We start from the raw sequence: 20,494 nt of genomic DNA, 5'->3' as shown, positions 1-20,494 counted from the left end.
CCGCCGGAGAGGGAGGAATGACGCTTCCTACAATCGGCCCCATGAAGCCCATCGCCTACACCCGCGCGCAGCAACTGCCGGAGATCCTGAGCCAACGCATCGCCATCCTCGATGGTGCAATGGGCACGATGATCCAGCGCTTCAAGCTGACGGAAGAACAGTACCGGGGCGAACGCTTCAAGGACTTTCCGCGCGACGTGAAGGGCAACAACGAACTGCTCTCGCTGACTCGCCCCGATGTGATCCGCGACATCCACGAAGGCTATCTGGCGGCCGGCGCCGACCTGATCGAGACCAACACCTTCGGCGCGACCCGCATCGCGCAGGAGGACTACAAGATGGCCGATCTCGCGCGCGAGATGAACTTCGAGTCCGCCAAGCTCGCGCGCGCTGCCTGCGACAAGTTCAGCACGCCGGACAAGCCACGCTTCGTCGCCGGCGCCCTCGGCCCGACGCCCAAGACCGCCAGCATCAGTCCCGACGTGAACGATCCCGGCGCGCGCAACGTGAGCTTCGAAGAGCTGCGCCAGTCCTATTACGAGCAGGTCGAGGCGCTGGTGCAGGGTGGTGCCGACGTGCTGCTGGTCGAGACGATCTTCGACACGCTCAACGCGAAGGCCGCGCTGTTCGCGATTGACGAGTACTTCGAGGCCAGCGGCGAGCGGCTTCCACTGATCATCAGCGGCACGGTGACCGACGCTTCAGGCCGCATCCTCAGCGGCCAGACGGTCACTGCCTTCTGGCACAGCGTGCGCCATGCGCGGCCGCTGGCCATCGGCCTGAACTGCGCGCTGGGCGCAGCGCTGATGCGGCCCTACATCCAGGAACTGGCCCGCGTGGCGGACGACACCTTCATCAGCTGCTATCCCAACGCGGGATTGCCCAATCCGATGAGCGAGACCGGCTTCGACGAAACACCCGACGTCACCTCGCGCCTGCTTCACGAATTCGCGGCCGAGGGGCTGGTGAACATCGTCGGCGGCTGCTGCGGCACCACGCCCGAGCACATCGCGGCCATCGGGCAGGCGGTTGCACCCATTGCAGGCCGCGCGCTGCATCGCGCCGACTATCGCGAAGCGGCTTGAGTGCATCGCACCTGGCCGCTTGTGAAGCCGAGGTGAAGAAGCTCTCCAAACGTGGACGCGGTGCACGGCAGCGCGCGATTTGCCGTTGTGTGTTGACTGGACGTCGCGATGGCCGATTGACATCGTCTTTGCGGCGCAACTAACCTGTCTGGCAGAAGAAAAGGAACTCCCTACATGCAGAAAACGACTTGGCGATGGGTCGGCATCGGCACCATTGCCTTGGCGCTTCCGCTGGCTGCAGCCGCGCAAGACGCCTTTACGCGGGGGGCCGTCAATCTCCGCGCGGGACCTTCGAGCTCGTATCCGCTGGTCGCCACCCTGGCGCCGGGCCAGTCCGTCCAGGTGATGGGCTGCACCAGCGGCTACGGTTGGTGCGACGTGGTGTTGCCAGACGGACTTCGGGGATGGGCCTACGCGGGCAGCCTCGACTATGCCTATCAGGAGCAACGTGTGCCGCTCGCCGGTTATGGCGCAGTGATCGGCGTGCCGATCGTGACCTTTGCGATCGGCAGCTACTGGAACAACTACTACCGCGACCGCCCCTGGTACAACCAGCCGCGCTGGTGGGGCGGCCGGCCGCCACCGCCGCCAGTGCCCGGTTGGCGCCCGCCGCCGCCGCCGGTGCCGGGATGGCACCCCAATCCATGGCCGGGCGGGGCTCACCCTGGATATCGACCGCCCCACGGAATCCGTCCGCCCCCGCCTGCCGTCCGACCATTGCCGGCGGCAGGGGTCCGCCCACCGCATAGTCCGGGCTACAGGCCCCCGGGGCCGCCGCCCGGCAACGGATTCCAGCCACATGGTGGCCGTCCGCCGGGGCAGCCGCATGGGAATGGGCAGGGCGGCCACGGGCAGGGCCGCGGGGGAGACCGCAATCACAACGGCAATGGTGGCAACCAAGGTCACGGCCACGGCCATGGCGACCGGTGAATGGGGGTTAATGGGGTGAATGGGCCTTGCGGCTCAACGCTTCATCAGCTCGACGAAACGCTGGGCGCCAAGCCCCAAGGGCCGCTCACGCGACCAGACGACGTCCACCCACAAGTCCAGCCCGTTCGATAGATTGACGAAGGGGATCTCCACCAATGCGCCGGCCGCCACGTGCGGCCGGGCAAAGTTGCGCGGCAGCCAACCCCATCCGAGCCCGGCGGTGATCAGGCTCAGCGCGGCCAATGCGTTGTCGGTCCGCCAGACATGCCGGGCGAAGACAAAGCGTGGATCCTTGGTCGCGAGATCGCGGCCGGCGACCACAATCTGGCGGGTTGTCGTCAAGTGCTCTGCGCTCAGCCGCCCGCCGGCGCCGATCAGTACCGGATGGTCGGGCGCCATGACGGCCACCATCGTGTCGCTCGCCACTTCCTGAAAGCCTTCGCGGCCGTCGAGGCTTGGCCGCTCGAAGACCAGCGCGAGCTGCGCTCGCCCGCTGTGCAGGAGGCTGAGCGCATCCTCCTGCGGGGCGGCAAGCACTTCCACTTCGAGCAGCGGGAACTCATTCGCCAGGGCTGCAAGGGGCGCGCTCCACGGCGCCGCCAGCAGCTCCGGCGCGATCGCCAGCGTCAGGCGGCTCTCCAGGCCCTGCGTCAACGCCAGGGCCTGCACCTGGAGCTGCTTGAGTTGCGACGCGAGCAAACGCGCTTGCGGTTCGAGCGAACGCGCAGCGTCCGTGGGCTGGGGTTCGCGGCCGCTGCGGTCGAAAAGCTGGAGATCGAGCTCGGCTTCCAGGTTCGATATGCCCATGCTCACTGCCGAGGGGACGCGCCCCAGTGCGCGGGCAGCGGCCGAAAACGAGCCGTGATCGAGCACGGCGAGAAACACCCCTACGTTGTCGCTGGAAAAGCTCACGGTGCGCCCGATCTATCAATAGAACTGAAGGAAGATGACTTTATATGTCAGTTGAAGGCACATAAAGTCCTCCCTATTCCAGTACCCATTCCGGTACCACAGCAACCAACGGGATCGATTTCATGCAAGGGTTCAAGCGTCGCGTCGTCTACATCACGCTCTACGAAGGCATCGCCATCGTCGCGGCAAGCGCCGGGCTGGCCGTGATGTCGGGGCAGGGGCTCGGTCACTCCGGTGTCCTTGCCGTCATCGCCTCAGCAATCGCCGTGCTGTGGAACCTGAGCTTCAATGCACTGTTCGAGCGCTGGGAATCGGGCCAGGTTGTCCGCGGCCGCAGCGTGAAGCGGCGAATCGCCCACGCGCTGGGATTCGAGGGCGGATTGATCGCCTTCCTTGTGCCGGTGTTCGCGTGGTGGCTGGACCTCAGCCTGTGGGATGCGCTGGTGATGGACCTGGGCTTGGTCGTCTTCTTCCTCGTCTACACCTTCGTCTTCAACTGGGCATTCGACGCCATCTTCGGCCTGCCCGCATCGGCGGCCACTTCCGCTCAGCCGGCGTAAAATCCGCCGCTCCCAAGGAGCGTTGCAGCGCAGCCGTCTTCCATCGAGGCGGCCGCGCCAGGCTTGGGCTATCTCTCCTCTTGCTCCGTGCGCCGCGCCGACCAGAGATGCCGCAGAACTGGCTTTGCCAGGCTGCCGGCATCGCCCCCGGAAGGGGGTAGGCGAAGCGACACGAAGTGCGCGAAGCCTGGGGGTGAGCAATGTCACAACGACGCTCGCCTGATCCGAAGTTAAGCAGGTGAGCCCATGTCCTCCGATTCTTCTCCAGTCCTCGTCCCCCCGATGAAACTGTCCGGCCTCGAGCCGGTGCAGATCGGCGAGGGTGCCTTGTTCGTCAACATCGGCGAGCGCACCAACGTCACGGGCTCCAAGGCATTCGCGCGAATGATCCTGAACGGCCAGTTCGAAGACGCCCTGGCCGTCGCGCGCCAACAGGTCGAGAACGGCGCCCAGGTCATCGACATCAATATGGACGAGGCCATGCTCGATAGCAAGGCCGCCATGGTGCGCTTCCTGAACCTGATCGCCAGCGAGCCGGACATCGCGCGCGTGCCGATCATGGTCGACAGTTCGAAGTGGGAAGTCATCGAGGCCGGCCTGCGCTGCATCCAGGGCAAGGGCATTGTGAACTCGATCAGCATGAAAGAGGGCGAGGATCAGTTCCGCCACCATGCGCGCCTGCTGCGGCGATACGGCGCGGCCGCGGTCGTCATGGCCTTCGACGAGAAGGGCCAGGCCGACACCTACCAGCGCAAGATCGAGATCTGCGAACGTGCCTATCGCATCCTGGTCGACGAGATCGATTTCCCGGCCGAGGACATCATCTTCGACCCAAATATCTTCGCGATCGCCACGGGCATCGAGGAGCACAACAACTACGCTGTCGATTTCATCAACGCCACGCGCTGGATCAAGGAAAACCTGCCCGGCGCGAAGGTGTCGGGCGGTGTCTCCAACGTGAGCTTCAGCTTCCGCGGCAACGACCCGGTGCGCGAAGCCATCCACACCGTGTTTCTGTATCACGCGATCAAGGCGGGCATGGACATGGGCATCGTCAATGCCGGCATGGTGGGCGTCTACGACGACCTGGAGCCCGAACTCCGCGACCGTGTCGAGGACGTCGTCCTGAACCGCCGGTCCGATGCCGGCGAGCGCCTCGTCGAAGTCGCGGAGACCGCAAAGAGCGGCGCCAAGGACGAGAGCAAGAAGCTCGAATGGCGCGGCACGCCGGAGCACCCCGTGCATGTCAACCAGAGGCTGTCGCACGCCATGGTGCACGGCATCACCGACTTCATCGTCGAAGACACCGAAGAGGCCTACCAGCAGATCCTTGCCAAGGGCGGCCGGCCACTGCACGTGATCGAAGGCCCGCTGATGGACGGCATGAACATCGTCGGCGACCTGTTCGGCCAGGGCAAGATGTTCCTGCCGCAGGTGGTGAAGTCCGCGCGCGTGATGAAGTCGGCCGTCGCTCACCTCATCCCCTACATCGAGGAAGAAAAGCGCCAGGACGAGGCGGCCGGCCGCGATGTGCGGACCAAGGGCAAGATCGTCATCGCCACCGTAAAGGGTGACGTGCACGACATCGGCAAGAACATCGTCACGGTCGTGCTCCAGTGCAACAACTTCGAGGTGGTGAACATGGGCGTGATGGTCCCGTGCCACGAGATCCTGGCGCGCGCAAAGGTCGAAGGCGCCGACATCGTCGGGCTGTCGGGCCTCATCACGCCGAGCCTTGAAGAGATGCAGTACGTTGCCGGCGAGATGCAGAAGGACGAGCATTTCCGCATCCGCAAGATCCCGCTGCTGATCGGCGGTGCGACCACCAGCCGCGTGCACACGGCGGTCAAGATCGCACCGCACTATGAAGGCCCGGTCGTCTATGTGCCTGACGCGTCGCGCAGCGTGAGCGTGGCCCAGTCGCTGCTGTCCGAGCAGGCGGCGAACTACATCGACGAGATCAATGCCGACTACGACAAGGTGCGGCAACTGCACGCCAACAAGAAGCAGGTGCCGCTATGGCCGCTTGCGAAGGCACGCGCCAACAAGACGCCGATCGACTGGTCGGGCTATGTGCCGCCGGTGCCGAAGTTCATCGGCCGGCGCGTGTTCCGCAACTTCGATCTCACGGAGCTTGCCAAGTACATCGACTGGGGACCGTTCTTCCAGACCTGGGACCTGGCGGGTCCTTTTCCCGCGATCCTGAAGGACGAAATCGTCGGCACCGAAGCCGTGCGCGTGTATGCCGATGGCCAGCGCATGCTCAAGCGACTCATCGAAGGCCGCTGGCTCACGGCGAGCGGCGTGATCGGCTTCTGGCCGGCCAATACGGTGAACGACGATGACATCGTGCTCTACACCGACGAGTCCCGCACCGAGGCGGCGCTCACCTGGTACGGGATGCGCCAGCAGACGGAAAAGCACGTGATCGACGGAGTGACTCGTCCCAGCCGGTGCCTCGCGGACTTCGTCGCACCGCGCGAGAGCGGGCTTGCCGACTACGTGGGCATGTTCGCGGTGACGGCCGGCCTTGGCGTGGAGAAGAAGGAAAAGTATTTCATCGACGACCTGGACGACTACTCGGCCATCATGCTCAAGGCACTGGCCGACCGGCTGGCCGAAGCCTTCGCCGAGGCGCTGCACCATCGCGTGCGCACCGACCTCTGGGGCTACGCGCCCGATGAGGGACTGTCCAACGAAGACATGATCGCGGAGAAATACCGCGGCATCCGGCCCGCGCCTGGCTATCCGGCTTGCCCCGACCACAGCGTCAAGCGGCCGATGTTCGATCTCCTGAATTGCGCGGAAGTCGGCATGACGCTCACGGACAGCCTTGCCATGATGCCGGCCGCCAGCGTCAGCGGCTTCTACCTGAGCCATCCCGATTCGACTTACTTCAATGTCGGCAAGATCGGGCACGACCAACTGCAGGACCAGGCAGCGCGACGCCAGGAAAGCGAAGCACATCTCGAGCGGCTGTTGGCGCCGAACCTTTGACACGGCCAGCCGGCATGAAAGACCGGCACTGGGAGGACCTATTCAAAAGCTGATGTTTGCGGCCGCGCACTATGCGGCTCTGGCGGTCTTTGTCGCTGCCTGCTGGGGATTCGGAAGAGCGCTCCTGGTGCGCCTGGGTGCGCCGCCGCGGCGGGATGTCTGGCTCGAGGCGGCGATCGCCGTCGCGGCCGGGATCGGCATCTTCATTTGCATCTTTCAGGCATTTGCCATTGCGCACCAGCTCACGGCGGGCGTGGTGGTCGCGGCGGTGGTTGTCGGTGTGGTCACTGCGATCCCTCAGGTGCCCGGCTGGCTGCGCCAGGTGAAAGCACGCGAGGTCTCGCCGCAGCTTTCCTGGCTGGAAAAGCTCGGCTTGATCGTCGTGGCAGTGGTCGCCGTGCCGACGCTGGTGGCGCCCCTTGCGCCGCCCGCGGTCTTCGACGAGCTGATGTACCACCTCCCCTATGCGCGAGAAGTCGCTGAGAGCGGGTCGCTGGGCATCTACGAGTGGCTGCGCTATCCCTGGTTTCCGTACAACTTCAACTTGCTGTTTGCGGGCGCGCTGCTCGTCCGGGGCGACGTGTTCCCGCACTTCCTGAGTGCGCTCGCGGGCTGGGTTTCGGTGCTGATCGTCTATCGCCTTGGCGTGATGCACATCAACCGCGTGGTTGCCTGCATCGGCGCGGCGATCTGGCTGGGGATCGGCGACTACACCAGCGCGCTCATCGACATGAGCGTGGCGCTTTTCGTGCTCGCGGCCTGCGCATGCCTGTGGTGGTGGCGCGAGACGCCGGCGCCGCGGCCCGCACGCTGGCTCTTGCTGTCGGCATTCTTCCTAGGCGTTGCCGTCGGCTCCAAGTACCAGGCGCTGACGGTGATGCCGCTGCTCGGGATCTTCGTGCTCTGGCATGAGCGCCGCCCGCGCGTCATCGCGCTGGCGCTGCTGTGCTTTCTGGTCCCGTGCGTGTACTGGTATGCGCGCAATGCCATCCAGACGGGCGACCCGTTCAATCCCATCGGCGCGCGCATCTTCGGCTTTACCAACTGGAATGCCCAGGACTACAAGCTTCAACTGCAGGATGTGCGCGACCATTCGTCATTGCCGAATGGCTTCATCTGGGCCGTTCTGGCGGTTCCGTTCAGTGCCTACTGGAAGCGCTCTCCGGCCTTGCGTGCGGCGCTGGTTTTCTGCGCGTATTCGCTCTTTGTCTGGAGCCTGACTTCACGTTACCCGCGCTACCTGACGGCGTCCTTTCCGTTGCTCGCGCTGACGGCTGCCGTGGGGTGGCAAGCCATCTTCAGTGCTATCTCCGCGCGCCTGCGCCGAGCCATGCCCGCTCTCGACCGCAGTGGCGGACTCGATCGCGCGGGCCGGTGGTTTGCGGTGATCCTGCTGGCGGCGGGTGTCGGCGTGATCCTTCACCTGACGCGCATCAAGGCCGCGACGGTGGCGGCCACACCCCTGCAACGCGAAGCCTTCCTGCGCTCTCGCGTGCCCGGCTATGAAGTCATGAAATATCTGCGGGAACACGCGACCGGCCGCGTCTACCAGGTCGCCCTCAGCGAGGCGACATACTACGGACCGAGTCCGGTATGGGGCGATGCGCTCGGCCCTTGGCGGTATGCGGACTTCATCGCGCTTCCGCCGGCGGAGTACGCCCGCAAACTTGCCGACCTGGGATTCGAGGCCATGGCCGTGTCTGCCGCGACCGTGCCGGTCCTGGAAGCGCAGCCGGGTTTCCATGATCATTTCGCGGTGATGTACGAAAAGGACAATGCCAAGGCCTACCGGATCCTCGACGACAAGAATGACCGCAAACCCTGAACCACGCGCCCTGCGCATCGCCGCCGTGATCCCCTGCTTCAACGAGGCATTGGCGATCGCGCAAGTCATCGAGGAATTCCGCGCGGCATTGCCGGAAGCCGAGATCCACGTCTTCGACAACAACTCCACCGACGACACGGCCGAGGTGGCCGCCGCCCATGGTGCGTGGGTGACGCATGTCGCGCTTCGGGGCAAAGGCAACGTGGCGCGGCGCATGTTCGCGGACGTCGAGGCGGATGTCTACGTGATGGCCGATGGCGACGCCACCTATGACGTCGGCGAGGTACGGCGGCTCATCGGCATGCTGGTGGATGGCAATCTGGACATGGTGGTCGGTTCGCGGGTCGATGACGGCGCGGACGTGCAGACCTACCGGCGCGGCCACCGCTTTGGCAATCGCTTGCTGACCGGTGCTGTTGCGGCCCTCTTCGGCGGGCACCTGACCGACATGCTGTCGGGTTATCGCGTGTTTTCCCGACGCTATGCCAAGTCGTTTCCGGCGGTGTCGAAGGGCTTCGAGATCGAGACCGAACTCACCGTCCACGCGCTGGAGCTGCGCATGCCCTTTGCGGAAGTGCCCGTTCTCTATCGCTCGCGGCCGGAGGGATCGGAGAGCAAGCTCTCGACCTACCGTGACGGCTGGCGAATCCTGAAAACGATCTGCAAGCTCTTCGTGAGCGAACGGCCGCTGCTGTTCTTCAGCGCGTTCGCGGCTGTGCTGGCCCTGTTGTCGATCGTGCTGGCGGAGCCGCTGGTCGTCACGTATTTCGAGACGGGGCTGGTTCCTCGTTTGCCGACAGCCGTCCTGGTGACCGGCACCATGCTGGTCGCGATGTTGTCCTTTGTGTGCGGCGTCGTGCTGCACACCGTGACCATCGGCCGGCAGGAGGCCAAGCGGCTGCGCTACCTCGCGATTCCGGGCGTGCGGCATCGCTCGGCCCCATGAAGGCCGGCAAGGAATTCCTGTCGTTCGCACTGGTCGGCGTGATTGGCTTCGGCGTCGACGTCGGAGTGCTGTACCTGCTGGCGCCGTACGCCGGCTGGTATGGCGCGCGGGTGGTCTCCTTCATCGCCGCGGCCACGGTGACCTGGCTGCTCAACCGGCATTTCACCTTCAAGGAACGGCGCTCAGGCGCATCGGTCCTTCGCGAATACACGCACTACCTGCTGACCATGGTCGGCGGCGCGCTGGTCAACTATGCGGCCTACGTGCTGACCCTGCATTGGATCGGCGGGCCACTCGCGCCCGCGCTAGGCGTTGCGATCGGAAGCTGCGCGGGCCTCGCCGTGAACTTCCTGTCGGCCCGTCATCTGGTCTTCAAGTAAACCCGGCCAAGCCGGACCCCTTCCAGAAACACCGCGGAACCGGCTTTGCCGGGCCGCCGGTGTTGCCCCCGGYAGGGGGTRGGCGMAGCGACACGAAGTGCGCGAGCCTGGGGGCGAGCAACAGGAACACCGCGGAACCGGCTTTGCCGGGCCGCCGGTGTTGCCCCCGGTAGGGGGTGGAGAGCGACACGAAGTGCGCGAGCCTGGGGGCGAGCAACAGGACTCACCGCGGAACCGGCTTTGCCGGGCCGCTGGTGTTGCCCCCAGCAGGGGGTGGGCGCAGCGACACGAAGTGCGCGAGCCTGGGGGCGAGCTAAATGACCACCGGAACCTCGGTGGCTGGTGGCGTGTTACGGCTGCGCCCGCAGCGCACGATGCCGTCGATCATCACCATGCCCACGCCCGGTATGTCGCCGAGCTGAACGCTTTCGAGCAGCGTCTTGCCGGCGGTGTGCTGCGCGCGGTCCATGAAGACGAAATCTGCGGCGCGGCCGACTTCGATCAAACCGCAGTTGAGCTTGCGAATGCGCGCCGTGTTCCCCGTCGCAAAGCAGAACACCAGTTCGGCCGGGATGTTCGCGAGCGATGACAACAGCGAGATCATGCGCAGGATGCCCAGCGGCTGGACCCCTGACCCGGCCGGCCCGTCAGTGCCGAGGATGATGCGGTGCGGACACTTGAGATCGAGCGCCGCCTTTGCCGCGGCGATGGCGATGCGCTCGTTGCCGTTGTGCACGATCTCGATCGCGCGCGACGACTTCTCGCACAGCTCGCAGACGTGCGCCTCGGGCAGCGCCGTGTGCCCGCCGTTGATGTGCCCGATGACGTCGGCATCGGCTTCGAGCACCACGTCCTTGTCGATCAGGCCCGAGCCCGGGATGGACGGGCCGCCCGTGTGGATCGTGCTCTGGATGCCGTACTTGCGTGCCCAGGCGACCATCTCCTTCGCCTCGTAGCCGGCCTTGACCGAACCCAGGCCGACTTCGCCGAGCAGCCCGACGCCGGCTTCGGCCATCTCTTTGAAGTCGCTCTCGACCATTCCTTTTTCGATCACCGGCGCGCCCGCGAGCACCTTCACGCCGCCAGGGCGGAAGTTGTCGAAAGCACGCTGAGCGGTGATGGCCAGCGCCTTCACGCCGACGATGTCCTTGGGGCGGCCGGGGAGATGCACTTCGCCGGCGGAAATCATGGTGGTCACGCCGCCGTTCATGGTCGAGTCGATCCAGCCGATCTGGCCCTGGCGCGGGGTCCAGTCGCCGAAGACCGGATGTACGTGGCTGTCGATGAGGCCCGGCGCGACGCAGGTTTTCTTCGCGTCGATCGTGGTGTGCGCGCCTTCGAGATCGCAGTCCTTTTCCTTGCCGAACGCGACGATCAGGCCATCGTTCACGACGATGGTGTCGGCGTCGAGGATGGGCTGGTCGATGTCGCCCGAAAGCAGCAGACCTATGTTCCGGATGACGACTTTGCCCGACTTTGCGGCGGTTGCGACTTCTGCCATGTCTTTACCTCTGGTGGGGATGTGGATTCTTCATCGGGACCTCCGACATCGACGGCGCGCAGCACCGTTTCGATGACGAAGTTCTCCCAGTGCGTGACCGCTTCGGCACTCTCCAGCGGCTCGCCGAGGAAGGCGGTCAGCGTGTGCCGGTTCGACGTGTAGAAATAACCCGTCGATGCAATCAGAAGGTACAGATCGCGTGCGGCAACGTCGTCACGGAACAAGCCTTGCGCGACACCGCTTTCGACGATCTCCTGGATGATCGAAATGGCGCGCGACGAATACTCGCGCGCTCGCAGCGACTTCGCGATGTGCCGCCCCTTGTGCAGGTTCTCGGTGTTGAGCAGCGTCACGAAATCAGGATTGCGGCGGTAGTAGCCGAGCACGAAGCGGATCACCGCCGTGAGCGATTCCACCGGCCGCGTCGCATCGAGATCGAGCGCTGCCTCGGCATCGTCCATGCGCCGATAGATGCCTTCGAGCACCGCGATGAACAGGCCTTCCTTGCTGCCGAAGTAGTAGTAGATCATCCGGTCGTACGACTTGGCCGCTTTCGAGATCTTCTCGACACTGCCGCCTTCGTAGCCGTATTTGGCGAACACCTTGGTGGCGGCACGCAGGATGCTCTCGCGCGTGGCCTGCGCCGCCGCCTCGCGCACGCCGGTGCGGCGCTGGGGCTTTCCTGCGGCCGGCTTGCGTTCGCTCATCGGCGTCTTGCGGCGTTTTCCAGGCGGTCCGGCATCACTTTTCAGCGAAGGCGCGCTCGACCACGAAGTCACCGGGCGTGGATGTATTGCCTTCCTTGAACCCGCGGCCTTCGAGGATGTGCTTCAAGTCGACGAGCAGCCCGGGGCTGCCGCACAGCATGACGCGGTCTTCCGCTGCATTGAGCGGCGGCAGGCCGAGATCGTCGGTCAGCTTGTTGGTCTCGATCAGGTCCGTGATGCGACCCATGTTGCGGAATTCCTCGCGCGTCACGGTCGGGTAGTAGAGCAACTGCTTCTCGATCATCTCGCCCAGGATTTCATGCTTGGGAAGGTGATCGGTCACGAGGTCGTGATAGGCGAGTTCGTCAATTTGCCGCACGCCGTGCACCAGGATGACCTGCTCGAACTTCTCGTAGGTGTCCGGGTCCCGGATGATGCTCATGAAGGGTGCCAGGCCGGTGCCGGTGCCGAACAGATACAGCCGCTTGCCGGGCAGGGTGTAGTCGATCAGCAGTGTGCCGGTGGGCTTGCGGCCGACGATGATGGTGTCGCCCACCTGGATGTGCTGGAGCTTCGAGGTGAGAGGGCCTTCCTCCACCTTGATGCTGAGGAACTCCAGATGTTCCTCGTAGTTCGGGCTCACGATGCTGTAGGCGCGCAGCAGAGGCTTGTTGTTGACCTTCAGCCCAATCATCGTGAAATGGCCATTGGAGAAACGCAAGGCCGGATCGCGCGTGGTGGTGAAGGTGAACAGGCGGTCGGTCCAGTGGTGGACGCTCAACACACGTTCTTCGCTGAATGCACTCATAAGGGTCAGGAATGGTTATGAACGAAAAAGGGATGCCCTATTGTCGATCACGGGCGCCCACGAAAACACCATTGCAAGCTTCGGACCTGTTTGCTACATTGATTCTCGTCAATGTAGTGATTGCCACATGAAAGTGTAGGGAATGCTACACAAACGGCACGCCCGGCACAAGCGGGCTCCCGGCACAGATGTTGCAAACCTCGCGAGACCTACGAACCGATTGCCTGCGATGACTGAACACACCAAGACAGACGGATTGCCCGGCATGGACGTGCCCGTGTTGCCCATGACGCCCGAGCCCCTGGGCCGATCGCCGCTGCGCAACGAGCGCATGAGCACCAGCAAGGTGGAGTGCAATGCGTGCCCCGTGCTCTGCCAGATCTCCGACGGCCGCACGGGCGCGTGCGACCGCTATGCCAACAAGGACGGCATTCTGGTGCGGGTCGATCCGGTGGTGCTGCTCAGGCGCGAGCTTGCCGGCGAATCGCCTGCGCTCGTGCCGTTCGCCCGCGACGCCGCCGCAGCGGACGCCCCCGAAGCCGTTGAAAGGAACGATCCCGACTGGAACGGCGATCTCCTCCTTGCCGACGAGGTTTTCGTGACTGGCGTCGGCTCGTCGACCACCTATCCCGACTACAAGCCCGCGCCCTTCATCGTCGCGTCGAAGGCGCAGGGCGTGGACATGGTCACGGTAGTGACTGAAGGCATCTTCAGCTACTGCAGCTTCAAGGTGAAGATCGACACCGACCGCTTCCTGGGCGCGGAGCAGGCCAACGTGCGGTATCGCGGCGAAGTCATCGGCCACGTCACCACCGCGGAATACGGCTCGCAGATGCTGTCGCTCGGAGGCGTGCACCACCTCACGGGTGGCAGCAAGAAGGAAGGCCGCATGACGATGGAGCTGATGCAGTTGCTCGGCAACAAGAAGGCGGTCGAATGCGTGATCGACGGCGGCGCCAGCATGGTGATTCAGGCGGGCAAGGCGCCCATCGTCAACGGCGTCGAAGAACAGCGGATGCGCGTCGGCTGTGGCTCGGCGGCCATCGGCATCTTTGCGCGTCAGCTTTTCGGGCACGCGGATGAAGTGGTGGTCGTCGACGATCACATCACCGGCGTGCTGACCGAACACCAGGCCGGCCGCTGCCTGGACATGCCCGCTTCGGGCATCCAGATGCGCGGACGTAAATCGACGCCGGGGCGCTATTTCCAGGTGGCGAATCCCGGCAATGGCTGGGGCGGCACCGACATCGACGATCCGCTGTCGATCATCGAAGGTTGGGAAGAGGGTGTGGCGCGTCCCGGGCTGCGTCTGCTGATGACGTCGACCACGGGCGAGCATGCGCAGTGGTACGTGCTGGACGATGATCTGCGGCCTGTCGAGCAGCAGATGCCTGCCGAGGTGCGGCGCATCGTCGAGCGCATCGGCGAGAACTGCGAGCCTTCGCTGTGCAGCGTGCTCTTCCTCGGCGGCGCGGGCGGCAGTTTGCGCGCGGGCGTGACTGAGAACCCGGTCCTGCTGACCCGCGCCATCAAGCGCGCGCTGGTCAACGTGACGTGCGGTGGCGCGCCGGCCTACGTGTGGCCGGGTGGTGGCATCACTGTGATGGCCGATGTGCTTCGCATGCCCGACAACAGCTTCGGAACCGTGCCCACGCCGGCCATTGTTGCGCCCATCGAATTCAGCATGCGCCGCGAGGACTACGCCGCGCTGGGCGGTCACATGGAGCATGTGTTCACCCTGCAGCAGGCGCTCGCCCGCGGTGCCTGGCAGGACGACGGTGCACCGCTGTCGCGCCGCTGGCTGCCCATGGATGCGGCCAACCCCTGGCCGCTCGGCCAGCCACCCATGCTCGGGTAGCATGTTGGCCCGCCGGCTTGCCACTGCGTGTGCTTCGCCACCCCCCGAGGGGGAGGCGCGGCTCGCCTTGGGGCGGCCCGGCGGCGGCCGCCTTTTTGCCGCAGGAAAGGTTTGGGCATGACTGCCGAACGCACATTGCTCGATGGGGGGCGCTGGCACCTCCATCACGGGCCGATCGACATCGTGGCGGAGGCGCATGGCGATCCGGTCGAGGTTGCCGTGGCGCATGAGCTCGCGTGGCGGCGCTTTGGCGGTGTGCTCGACGAGTTGGTGGGCGAGCTGCCCTTGCTGCGTCAACCCGTAGGCGCGGATTGCGATCTGCGTGGCGTGATTGCGCGGCGCATGTGGCAGGCGTGTGCGCCGTTCCGCGAAGCCTTCATTACGCCGATGGCTGCGGTGGCGGGTTCGGTGGCGCAGGAGCTCATCGGCTGCTATCAACGGTCGGGCATCGAGCGCGCCTGGATCAACAACGGCGGCGACATCGCGTTGCATCTCGCAGATGGCCATTCCGTGCGCGTGGGGCTCTTCGCAGATCTCGCCCGCTTCGAGCTGCGCGATGCGGGCCCGCTCGCAACCGATGGCCAGTTCGAAGTCACCGCCGACATGCCGGTGCGCGGTGTCGCCACCAGCGGTTGGCGCGGACGAAGCTTCTCGCTCGGGATTGCCGACAGCGTGACAGTGCTCGCTGCGACAGCCGCCCAGGCCGACGCGGCGGCGACGGTGATCGCAAACGCCGTCAACGTCGAAGACCCAGGCATTCATCGCAACCCGGCGAGCGCGTGCAAGGACGACAGCGACCTCGGCGACATCCCGGTCACGACCGAAGTCGAGACCTTGCCGCCCGCGCAGGTGCGCCGCGCACTCGCCGCCGGCGAGGCGCGCGCCGAGGCGCTGCAGCGGGCAGGCCTGGTGAGTTCGGTCGTGCTCGTTTGCCAGGGGCAGTGGCGGGTGATTCAACCTTTAAGCTCGCAGGCTCCGCTCACTGCATCGCAAATCGATGCAAGCGTCGCGGCCGATGCAGTTGGTTCAGTATTTGCTTAACGAAAAGCAGGACTTCTGTTCATGATCGATATACGTCGTGTCTTCACCCAGGTCGAGCACATCCATCACGAGTTCGGGCCGCGCGCCGCGACCCCGCTGGTGCGTGGCGCGATAGCCGCGGTGCTGACCAATCCTTTTGCCGGCCGCTACGAGCCGGACATCCTTCCGATGATGAAGCTGCTCGACCCAGTAGGTCTCGAGATGGCGCATCGACTGCGCGCGGCAATGGACGTGCCGGTGGAGCGCATCGCCACCTATGGCAAAGGCGCCATCGTTGGCGCTGCCGGCGAACTGGAGCACGGCGCGCTCTGGCACGTGCCGGGCGGCTACGCCATGCGAGAGCTGCTCGGATGGAAGGGCGACCGCGATGCATATCGCCAAGGCAAGGCCGAGGAGAAATCAGGCCAGCCCGGCAATGCGCTTTCGATCGTGCCGTCGACCAAGAAAGTCGGGCCGCCAGGCGCGGCGCTGGACGTGCCGCTCACCAACATCAACGCCAGCTACGTGCGCGGTCAGTTCGATGCCATCGAAGTGCGCGTGCCTGGTGCGCCGGCTGCCGACGAGATCGTGTTCATCCTCGCGATGAGCACGGGTTATCGCGTTCATGAACGCGTAGGCGGCCTCCGGGCCGAAGACATCAGCAAGTGGGATGGGTTGAGATGACCCCCCAGTCTTCGCGCACTTCGCGTCGCTGCGCCAACCCCCCTGAAAGGGGGGCAACACCAGCGGCCCGGCAAAGCCGGTTCCGCGGTGTTTCTTGAATGAAGACAGAAATTACGAAGGACAGGATATGACCGCAAGTATTCGAAAAATCGTTATCCAGGTCGACGAGACTCGCAAGGAAATGGGCAAGACCATCGAGCCGCCGACTCGTCGTGCTGTGGCTATGGCCGTTATCGACAACCCGTATGCCGGTCGGTACAGCGAGTCGCTGGACGAACTGATCGCCATCGGAGAAGAACTCGGCGCGTTATTGGGCCAGAAGGCCGTTGCAGCACTGGGCATCGAGCCTGGTCAGGCACAGAGCTACGGCAAGGCCGCGATCGTCGGCGAAGCCGGCGAACTGGAGCATGCCGCGGCCATCCTCCATCCGAAGCTTGGAGCGCCGCTGCGCGCGGCGGTCGAGAAGGGCGCTGCGCTCGTGCCTTCGGCCAAGAAGCGCGGCACGCTCGGCACTGCCATCGATGTGCCGCTCGGGCACAAGGATGCCGCCTTCGTCCGAAGCCACTTCGATGCCATCGAAGCGCGTGTGTCGGATGCACCGCGCGCCAACGAGATCGTCGTCGCCGTCGCGGTGACCGACAGCGGGCGACCGCTGCCGCGCATTGGCGGATTGCAGGTTTCTGAAATCAAGGGTGAAGACGGTCTCCGTTGAATCGCTTCGTCACTCTCGTATCTCTCTCGCCACTTCGTCCCTTTTCTTTTCGTTCTCAAGGAGCTCTCGATGAATCAACTGCGCTTTGCCTTCACTGCAGCGGCGCTGGCCTCGCTGATCACCACGCTCGTTCCCGCGCATGCGCAGGACGTGATCAAGATCGGCGAGATCAACAGCTACAAGGCACAGCCCGCCTTCCTCGAGCCCTACAAGAAGGGAATGGAGCTGGCGGTCGACGAGATCAACGCGGCGGGCGGCGTCAACGGCAAGAAGATCGAGCTCATCAGCCGCGATGACAACGCCAATCCCGGCGATGCCGTGCGTGTTGCCGAAGAACTGGTGTCGCGCGACAAGGTCGACCTGATCGCCGGCACCTTCCTGTCGAACACCGGCCTGGCAGTGGCCGACTTCGCCAAGCAGAAAAAGGTCTTCTTCCTGGCTGGCGAACCGCTCACCGACAAGCTCACCTGGCAAGGCGGCAATCAATACACCGTGCGACTGCGCCCCGGCACCTACATGCAGGCCGCGATGCTGGTGCCCGAAGCCGCCAAGCTCAAGAAGAAGCGCTGGGCGGTGGTGTACCCCAACTACGAGTACGGCCAGTCCGCGGTGGCCGCCTTCAAGCAGTTGCTGAAGGCTGCACAGCCTGACGTGGAGTTCGTCGCCGAGCAGGCCACGCCACTGGGCAAGGTCGACGCCGGCAGCGTTGTGCAGGCGCTCGCCGACGCCAAGCCGGACGCGATCTTCAACGTGCTGTTTGCGGCCGACCTGTCGAAGTTCGTGCGCGAAGGCAATACGCGCGGCCTGTTCAAGGGCCGCGAAGTGGTGAGCGTGCTGACCGGCGAGCCCGAGTACATGGATGCGCTGAAGGACGAGGCGCCCAACGGCTGGATCGTCACCGGTTACCCCTGGTACGGCATCACCACGCCGGCACACAAGGCCTTCGAACAGGCTTACCAGGCCAAGTACAAGGACTATCCGCGCCTCGGCTCGGTGGTCGGCTACAGCATGATCAAGTCGGCGGCCGCGGGCATCGCCAAGGCCAAGAGCACCGACACCGAGAAGCTGGTCGCGGCCTTCAAGGGCCTGCCGGTCGATACGCCGTTCGGAAAGATCACCTACCGCGCGGAAGACAACCAGTCGACGATGGGCGCCTTCGTGGGCCGCACCAAGAACGAAGGCGGCAAGGGCGTGATGGTGGATTACGTGTATCTGGACGGCGGTGATCCGAAGTACCAGCCTTCGGCTGCTGAGATCAAGAAGTCAAGAACTGATTAGTTGCTCGCCCAGATTCACTGTTGCTCGCCCCCAGGCTGCGCGCACTTCGTGTCGCTTCGCCTACCCCCTGCCGGGGGCGAGCCGGCCGCTTCGGGCGGCCGGGCGCGGCGGCCCTCTGGCGAAGAGTCCGTGGGCGCTTTTGGGGGTCGCTGGCGGAGTACTTGGGCATCTGTAGTTGAGCGTTTAACGGGATGTTGAATGAGCTTTTCGGGATTCATTGTTCAGTTGCTGAATGGGCTGGCTAGCGCGTCGTCGCTGTTTCTGGTGGCGGCGGGGCTGTCGCTGATTTTTGGCGTCACGCGGATCGTGAATTTCGCGCATGGCTCGTTTTTCATGGTGGGCATCTATATCGCCTACACGCTCGTCGACCGGCTGGGCACGGGCGTGGGGTTCTGGCCGGCGCTGGTTCTTGCGGCGTTGGCGGTCGGGGTGCTGGGCGCGTTGATCGAAGTGGTGCTGCTGCGGCGCATCTACAAGGCGCCCGAACTCTTTCAGCTGCTGGCGACCTTTGCGCTGGTGCTGGTGATCAAGGACGCGGTGCTGTACCTGTGGGGGCCCGACGAGTTGCTGGGACCTCGCGCGCCCGGGCTCTCCGGGTCGATCGAGATTCTTGGGCGGCAATTTCCCACTTATGACCTTTTCCTGATCGTTGTCGGCCCGCTCGTGCTCGGGCTTGTCTGGATGCTGCTCACGCGCACACGATTCGGCACGCTGGTGCGCGCCGCGACGCAGGACCGGGAGATGGTCAGCGCGCTCGGGGTCAACCAGGCGTGGCTCTTTACGGCGGTGTTTGCGCTGGGGGCGCTGCTGGCGGGCCTCGGGGGCGCTCTGCAGTTGCCGCGTGAACCCGCGACCCTGGAGATGGACCTGAACACCATCGGCGCGGCGTTCGTGGTCGTGGTGGTGGGTGGCATGGGCTCGATCCCTGGGGCCTATGCGGCTGCACTGCTGATTGCGGAGATCAAGGCGATCTGCATCTGGCTTGGCGTCGTCGATGTTTTCGGGCTCAGCATCTCGTTCTCCAAGCTCACGCTGGTCGTCGACTTTCTGGTGATGGCTGTCGTGCTGGTGTGGCGGCCATGGGGCTTGTTCGGCAAGCCTCAAGCGCCGAGCCGCTATGTCGGCATGCAAGAGGAGCCTTTGCGGCGGCCTGGGAAGGCCTATCTCACGGCGGCTGCCGTGTTCGGCCTCGTGCTGGCGGCGGTTCCGTTCTTCACGGCTGATTCGCCTTACACGACCGTGCTGATGATCGATCTGCTGATTGCAGCGCTGTTCGCGACCAGCCTGCACTTCATCATGGGACCGGCGGGCATGCATTCATTCGGCCATGCGGCGTATTTCGGGCTCGGCGCCTACGGTGCGGCTTTGCTGGTTCGCAGCAGCGGAATGCCGATGGAGTTGGCATTGATCCTCGCGCCGCTCGTTGCTGCAGTGGGGGCGTTCGTCTATGGGTGGTTTGCGGTCCGCTTGTCAGGCGTCTATCTGGCGATGCTCACGTTGGCATTTGCGCAGATCACTTGGGCGATCACTTATCAGTGGGACAGCTTTACTGGTGGAAGCAATGGGCTCACCGGCGTTTGGCCTTCCGCATGGCTTGCCAACAAGAACGCGTATTACTGGGTGACGCTGCTGCTGGTGGGGCTGGGTGTGCTGTGGCTGCGGCGCGTGCTGTTCTCGCCGTTCGGGTATGCGCTGCGGGCGGGGCGCGATTCGGCTTTGCGGGCTGACGCGATCGGGATCGATGTGAAGCGGATGCAGTGGGCGGCGTTTGTGATTGCTGGAGGGGCGGCGGGGTTGGCTGGGGCGCTCTATGCGTTTTCCAAAGGGAGTATTTCTCCGGAGTCGCTGAGTGTCGGGAAGTCTGTGGATGGGTTGGTGATGGTGCTGTTGGGGGGGATTCAGACGTTGGCTGGGCCTGTGGTGGGGGCTGTTACTTTTACTTGGCTGCATGACACGGTGGCGCGGAATACGGATTACTGGCGGGCCATGCTTGGCGGGATTATTTTGCTGTTGGTGTTGTTGTTTCCTCAGGGGATTGCTGGGTTTGCCAAGCAGGTGTTTGAGCGGAAGCGGAGGCCTTTTGGGGGGAAGGGGTTGGAGCGGGAGGCTGAGGCGTGATCGTGATTGGGTGTTCTTTTTTGGGGGCTGTTGGCCGGGACTCGCCCCGGCGGGCGACTTACTTTTCTTTGGGTCGCCAAAGAAAAGTAAGCAAAAGAAAGGCGACCCCACTGTGCGCGTCCCTGCGCTTCGCTTCGGGCAACCTGCGGTGCTCGCTTCAGGCGGGGTCCGCG

The 20,494-nt window shown here is 64.6% G+C and carries 17 protein-coding genes; 13 read left to right on the top strand and 4 right to left on the bottom strand.

Annotation, left to right across the window (positions count from 1 at the left end; translation table 11 throughout):
* Positions 1–41: 41 nt before the first annotated feature.
* Positions 42–1,085, top strand: a complete 1,044-nt coding sequence (locus tag AC1DEK_RS27235) for a homocysteine S-methyltransferase family protein (protein WP_478128498.1) — start codon at positions 42–44, stop codon at positions 1,083–1,085.
* Positions 1,086–1,259: 174 nt separating this feature from the next.
* The gene (locus tag AC1DEK_RS27230; protein ID WP_478128436.1) at positions 1,260–2,015 is read left to right on the top strand and encodes an SH3 domain-containing protein; all 756 of its coding nucleotides are present in this window, start codon (positions 1,260–1,262) and stop codon (positions 2,013–2,015) included.
* A 33-nt stretch (positions 2,016–2,048) separates the two neighbouring features.
* Here AC1DEK_RS27230 and AC1DEK_RS27225 read toward each other — a convergent pair whose 3' ends face one another.
* Positions 2,049–2,927, bottom strand: a complete 879-nt coding sequence (locus tag AC1DEK_RS27225; protein ID WP_478128435.1) for a LysR family transcriptional regulator — start codon at positions 2,925–2,927, stop codon at positions 2,049–2,051.
* A 122-nt stretch (positions 2,928–3,049) separates the two neighbouring features.
* Here AC1DEK_RS27225 and AC1DEK_RS27220 point away from each other — a divergent pair, with 122 nt between their 5' ends.
* The 5 genes from AC1DEK_RS27220 to AC1DEK_RS27200 all read left to right on the top strand — a co-directional run bounded on the left by AC1DEK_RS27220 (position 3,050) and on the right by AC1DEK_RS27200 (position 9,635).
* Positions 3,050–3,487, top strand: coding sequence for a PACE efflux transporter (locus AC1DEK_RS27220; protein ID WP_478128434.1), 438 nt, complete (start codon positions 3,050–3,052; stop codon positions 3,485–3,487).
* A gap of 246 nt (positions 3,488–3,733) precedes the next feature.
* Positions 3,734–6,484, top strand: a complete 2,751-nt coding sequence (metH, locus tag AC1DEK_RS27215; RefSeq protein WP_478128433.1) for a methionine synthase — start codon at positions 3,734–3,736, stop codon at positions 6,482–6,484.
* Positions 6,485–6,536: 52 nt separating this feature from the next.
* On the top strand, positions 6,537–8,309 hold the full coding sequence (locus tag AC1DEK_RS27210) for an ArnT family glycosyltransferase (protein WP_478128432.1): 1,773 nt from the start codon (positions 6,537–6,539) through the stop codon (positions 8,307–8,309).
* Complete coding sequence (locus tag AC1DEK_RS27205; RefSeq protein WP_478128431.1) at positions 8,293–9,255, top strand: glycosyltransferase family 2 protein; 963 nt, start codon at positions 8,293–8,295, stop codon at positions 9,253–9,255. The genes AC1DEK_RS27210 and AC1DEK_RS27205 overlap by 17 nt, the downstream gene beginning before the upstream one ends.
* The gene (locus AC1DEK_RS27200; RefSeq protein WP_478128430.1) at positions 9,252–9,635 is read left to right on the top strand and encodes a GtrA family protein; all 384 of its coding nucleotides are present in this window, start codon (positions 9,252–9,254) and stop codon (positions 9,633–9,635) included. The genes AC1DEK_RS27205 and AC1DEK_RS27200 overlap by 4 nt, the downstream gene beginning before the upstream one ends.
* Before the next feature lie 313 nt (positions 9,636–9,948).
* On the opposite strand, the gene AC1DEK_RS27195 is transcribed toward AC1DEK_RS27200, so the two are convergent.
* From AC1DEK_RS27195 to AC1DEK_RS27185, 3 genes are read right to left on the bottom strand one after another with little or no spacing between them, the layout of a single operon-like run.
* Positions 9,949–11,136 carry an amidohydrolase family protein gene (locus AC1DEK_RS27195; protein ID WP_478128429.1) on the bottom strand — a complete coding sequence of 396 codons (1,188 nt, stop codon included), beginning with the start codon at positions 11,134–11,136 and terminating at the stop codon, positions 9,949–9,951.
* Entirely contained in the window at positions 11,082–11,843 is a 762-nt protein-coding gene (locus AC1DEK_RS27190; RefSeq protein WP_478128428.1) for a TetR/AcrR family transcriptional regulator, read from the bottom strand. Before AC1DEK_RS27190 ends, AC1DEK_RS27195 begins: the two co-directional genes overlap by 55 nt.
* Before the next feature lie 34 nt (positions 11,844–11,877).
* A complete protein-coding gene (locus AC1DEK_RS27185) occupies positions 11,878–12,651 on the bottom strand; it encodes a ferredoxin--NADP reductase (protein ID WP_478128427.1) in 774 nt (257 codons plus the stop codon).
* A gap of 229 nt (positions 12,652–12,880) precedes the next feature.
* Between AC1DEK_RS27185 and AC1DEK_RS27180 the strand changes: the two genes are divergently transcribed.
* The 6 genes from AC1DEK_RS27180 to AC1DEK_RS27155 all read left to right on the top strand — a co-directional run bounded on the left by AC1DEK_RS27180 (position 12,881) and on the right by AC1DEK_RS27155 (position 20,321).
* Complete coding sequence (locus AC1DEK_RS27180) at positions 12,881–14,509, top strand: 6-hydroxynicotinate reductase (RefSeq protein ID WP_478128426.1); 1,629 nt, start codon at positions 12,881–12,883, stop codon at positions 14,507–14,509.
* Between the two features lie 117 nt (positions 14,510–14,626).
* A complete protein-coding gene (locus tag AC1DEK_RS27175) occupies positions 14,627–15,550 on the top strand; it encodes a UPF0280 family protein (protein WP_478128425.1) in 924 nt (307 codons plus the stop codon).
* A 21-nt stretch (positions 15,551–15,571) separates the two neighbouring features.
* Positions 15,572–16,213 carry an amino acid synthesis family protein gene (locus tag AC1DEK_RS27170; RefSeq protein WP_478128424.1) on the top strand — a complete coding sequence of 214 codons (642 nt, stop codon included), beginning with the start codon at positions 15,572–15,574 and terminating at the stop codon, positions 16,211–16,213.
* A gap of 127 nt (positions 16,214–16,340) precedes the next feature.
* Positions 16,341–16,925 (top strand): amino acid synthesis family protein, encoded by a 585-nt coding sequence (locus AC1DEK_RS27165; protein WP_478128423.1) that lies wholly within the window; start codon positions 16,341–16,343, stop codon positions 16,923–16,925.
* A 69-nt stretch (positions 16,926–16,994) separates the two neighbouring features.
* Positions 16,995–18,203: an ABC transporter substrate-binding protein gene (locus AC1DEK_RS27160; RefSeq protein ID WP_478128422.1), complete on the top strand. Its 1,209-nt coding sequence runs from the start codon at positions 16,995–16,997 to the stop codon at positions 18,201–18,203.
* Between the two features lie 198 nt (positions 18,204–18,401).
* Positions 18,402–20,321 (top strand): ABC transporter permease, encoded by a 1,920-nt coding sequence (locus tag AC1DEK_RS27155; protein WP_478128421.1) that lies wholly within the window; start codon positions 18,402–18,404, stop codon positions 20,319–20,321.
* Positions 20,322–20,494 lie beyond the last annotated feature (173 nt).

This window comes from Variovorax sp. 10N420, from assembly GCF_056394705.1.
Note: the sequence above shows the minus strand (reverse complement) of the source record. Positions and strands in the feature narration are given on the sequence as shown.

What these genes read in the sequence shown, in the direction of transcription:
- AC1DEK_RS27235 (WP_478128498.1), top strand. Translation starts at nt 42, where the DNA reads ATGAAGCCCATCGCCTACACCCGCGCGCAGCAACTGCCGGAGATCCTG.
- AC1DEK_RS27230 (WP_478128436.1), top strand. Translation starts at nt 1,260, where the DNA reads ATGCAGAAAACGACTTGGCGATGGGTCGGCATCGGCACCATTGCCTTG.
- AC1DEK_RS27220 (WP_478128434.1), top strand. Translation starts at nt 3,050, where the DNA reads ATGCAAGGGTTCAAGCGTCGCGTCGTCTACATCACGCTCTACGAAGGC.
- metH (WP_478128433.1), top strand. Translation starts at nt 3,734, where the DNA reads ATGTCCTCCGATTCTTCTCCAGTCCTCGTCCCCCCGATGAAACTGTCC.
- AC1DEK_RS27210 (WP_478128432.1), top strand. Translation starts at nt 6,537, where the DNA reads ATGTTTGCGGCCGCGCACTATGCGGCTCTGGCGGTCTTTGTCGCTGCC.
- AC1DEK_RS27205 (WP_478128431.1), top strand. Translation starts at nt 8,293, where the DNA reads ATGACCGCAAACCCTGAACCACGCGCCCTGCGCATCGCCGCCGTGATC.
- AC1DEK_RS27200 (WP_478128430.1), top strand. Translation starts at nt 9,252, where the DNA reads ATGAAGGCCGGCAAGGAATTCCTGTCGTTCGCACTGGTCGGCGTGATT.
- AC1DEK_RS27195 (WP_478128429.1), bottom strand. Translation starts at nt 11,136, where the DNA reads ATGGCAGAAGTCGCAACCGCCGCAAAGTCGGGCAAAGTCGTCATCCGG.
- AC1DEK_RS27190 (WP_478128428.1), bottom strand. Translation starts at nt 11,843, where the DNA reads ATGAGCGAACGCAAGCCGGCCGCAGGAAAGCCCCAGCGCCGCACCGGC.
- AC1DEK_RS27185 (WP_478128427.1), bottom strand. Translation starts at nt 12,651, where the DNA reads ATGAGTGCATTCAGCGAAGAACGTGTGTTGAGCGTCCACCACTGGACC.
- AC1DEK_RS27180 (WP_478128426.1), top strand. Translation starts at nt 12,881, where the DNA reads ATGACTGAACACACCAAGACAGACGGATTGCCCGGCATGGACGTGCCC.
- AC1DEK_RS27175 (WP_478128425.1), top strand. Translation starts at nt 14,627, where the DNA reads ATGACTGCCGAACGCACATTGCTCGATGGGGGGCGCTGGCACCTCCAT.
- AC1DEK_RS27170 (WP_478128424.1), top strand. Translation starts at nt 15,572, where the DNA reads ATGATCGATATACGTCGTGTCTTCACCCAGGTCGAGCACATCCATCAC.
- AC1DEK_RS27165 (WP_478128423.1), top strand. Translation starts at nt 16,341, where the DNA reads ATGACCGCAAGTATTCGAAAAATCGTTATCCAGGTCGACGAGACTCGC.
- AC1DEK_RS27160 (WP_478128422.1), top strand. Translation starts at nt 16,995, where the DNA reads ATGAATCAACTGCGCTTTGCCTTCACTGCAGCGGCGCTGGCCTCGCTG.
- AC1DEK_RS27155 (WP_478128421.1), top strand. Translation starts at nt 18,402, where the DNA reads ATGAGCTTTTCGGGATTCATTGTTCAGTTGCTGAATGGGCTGGCTAGC.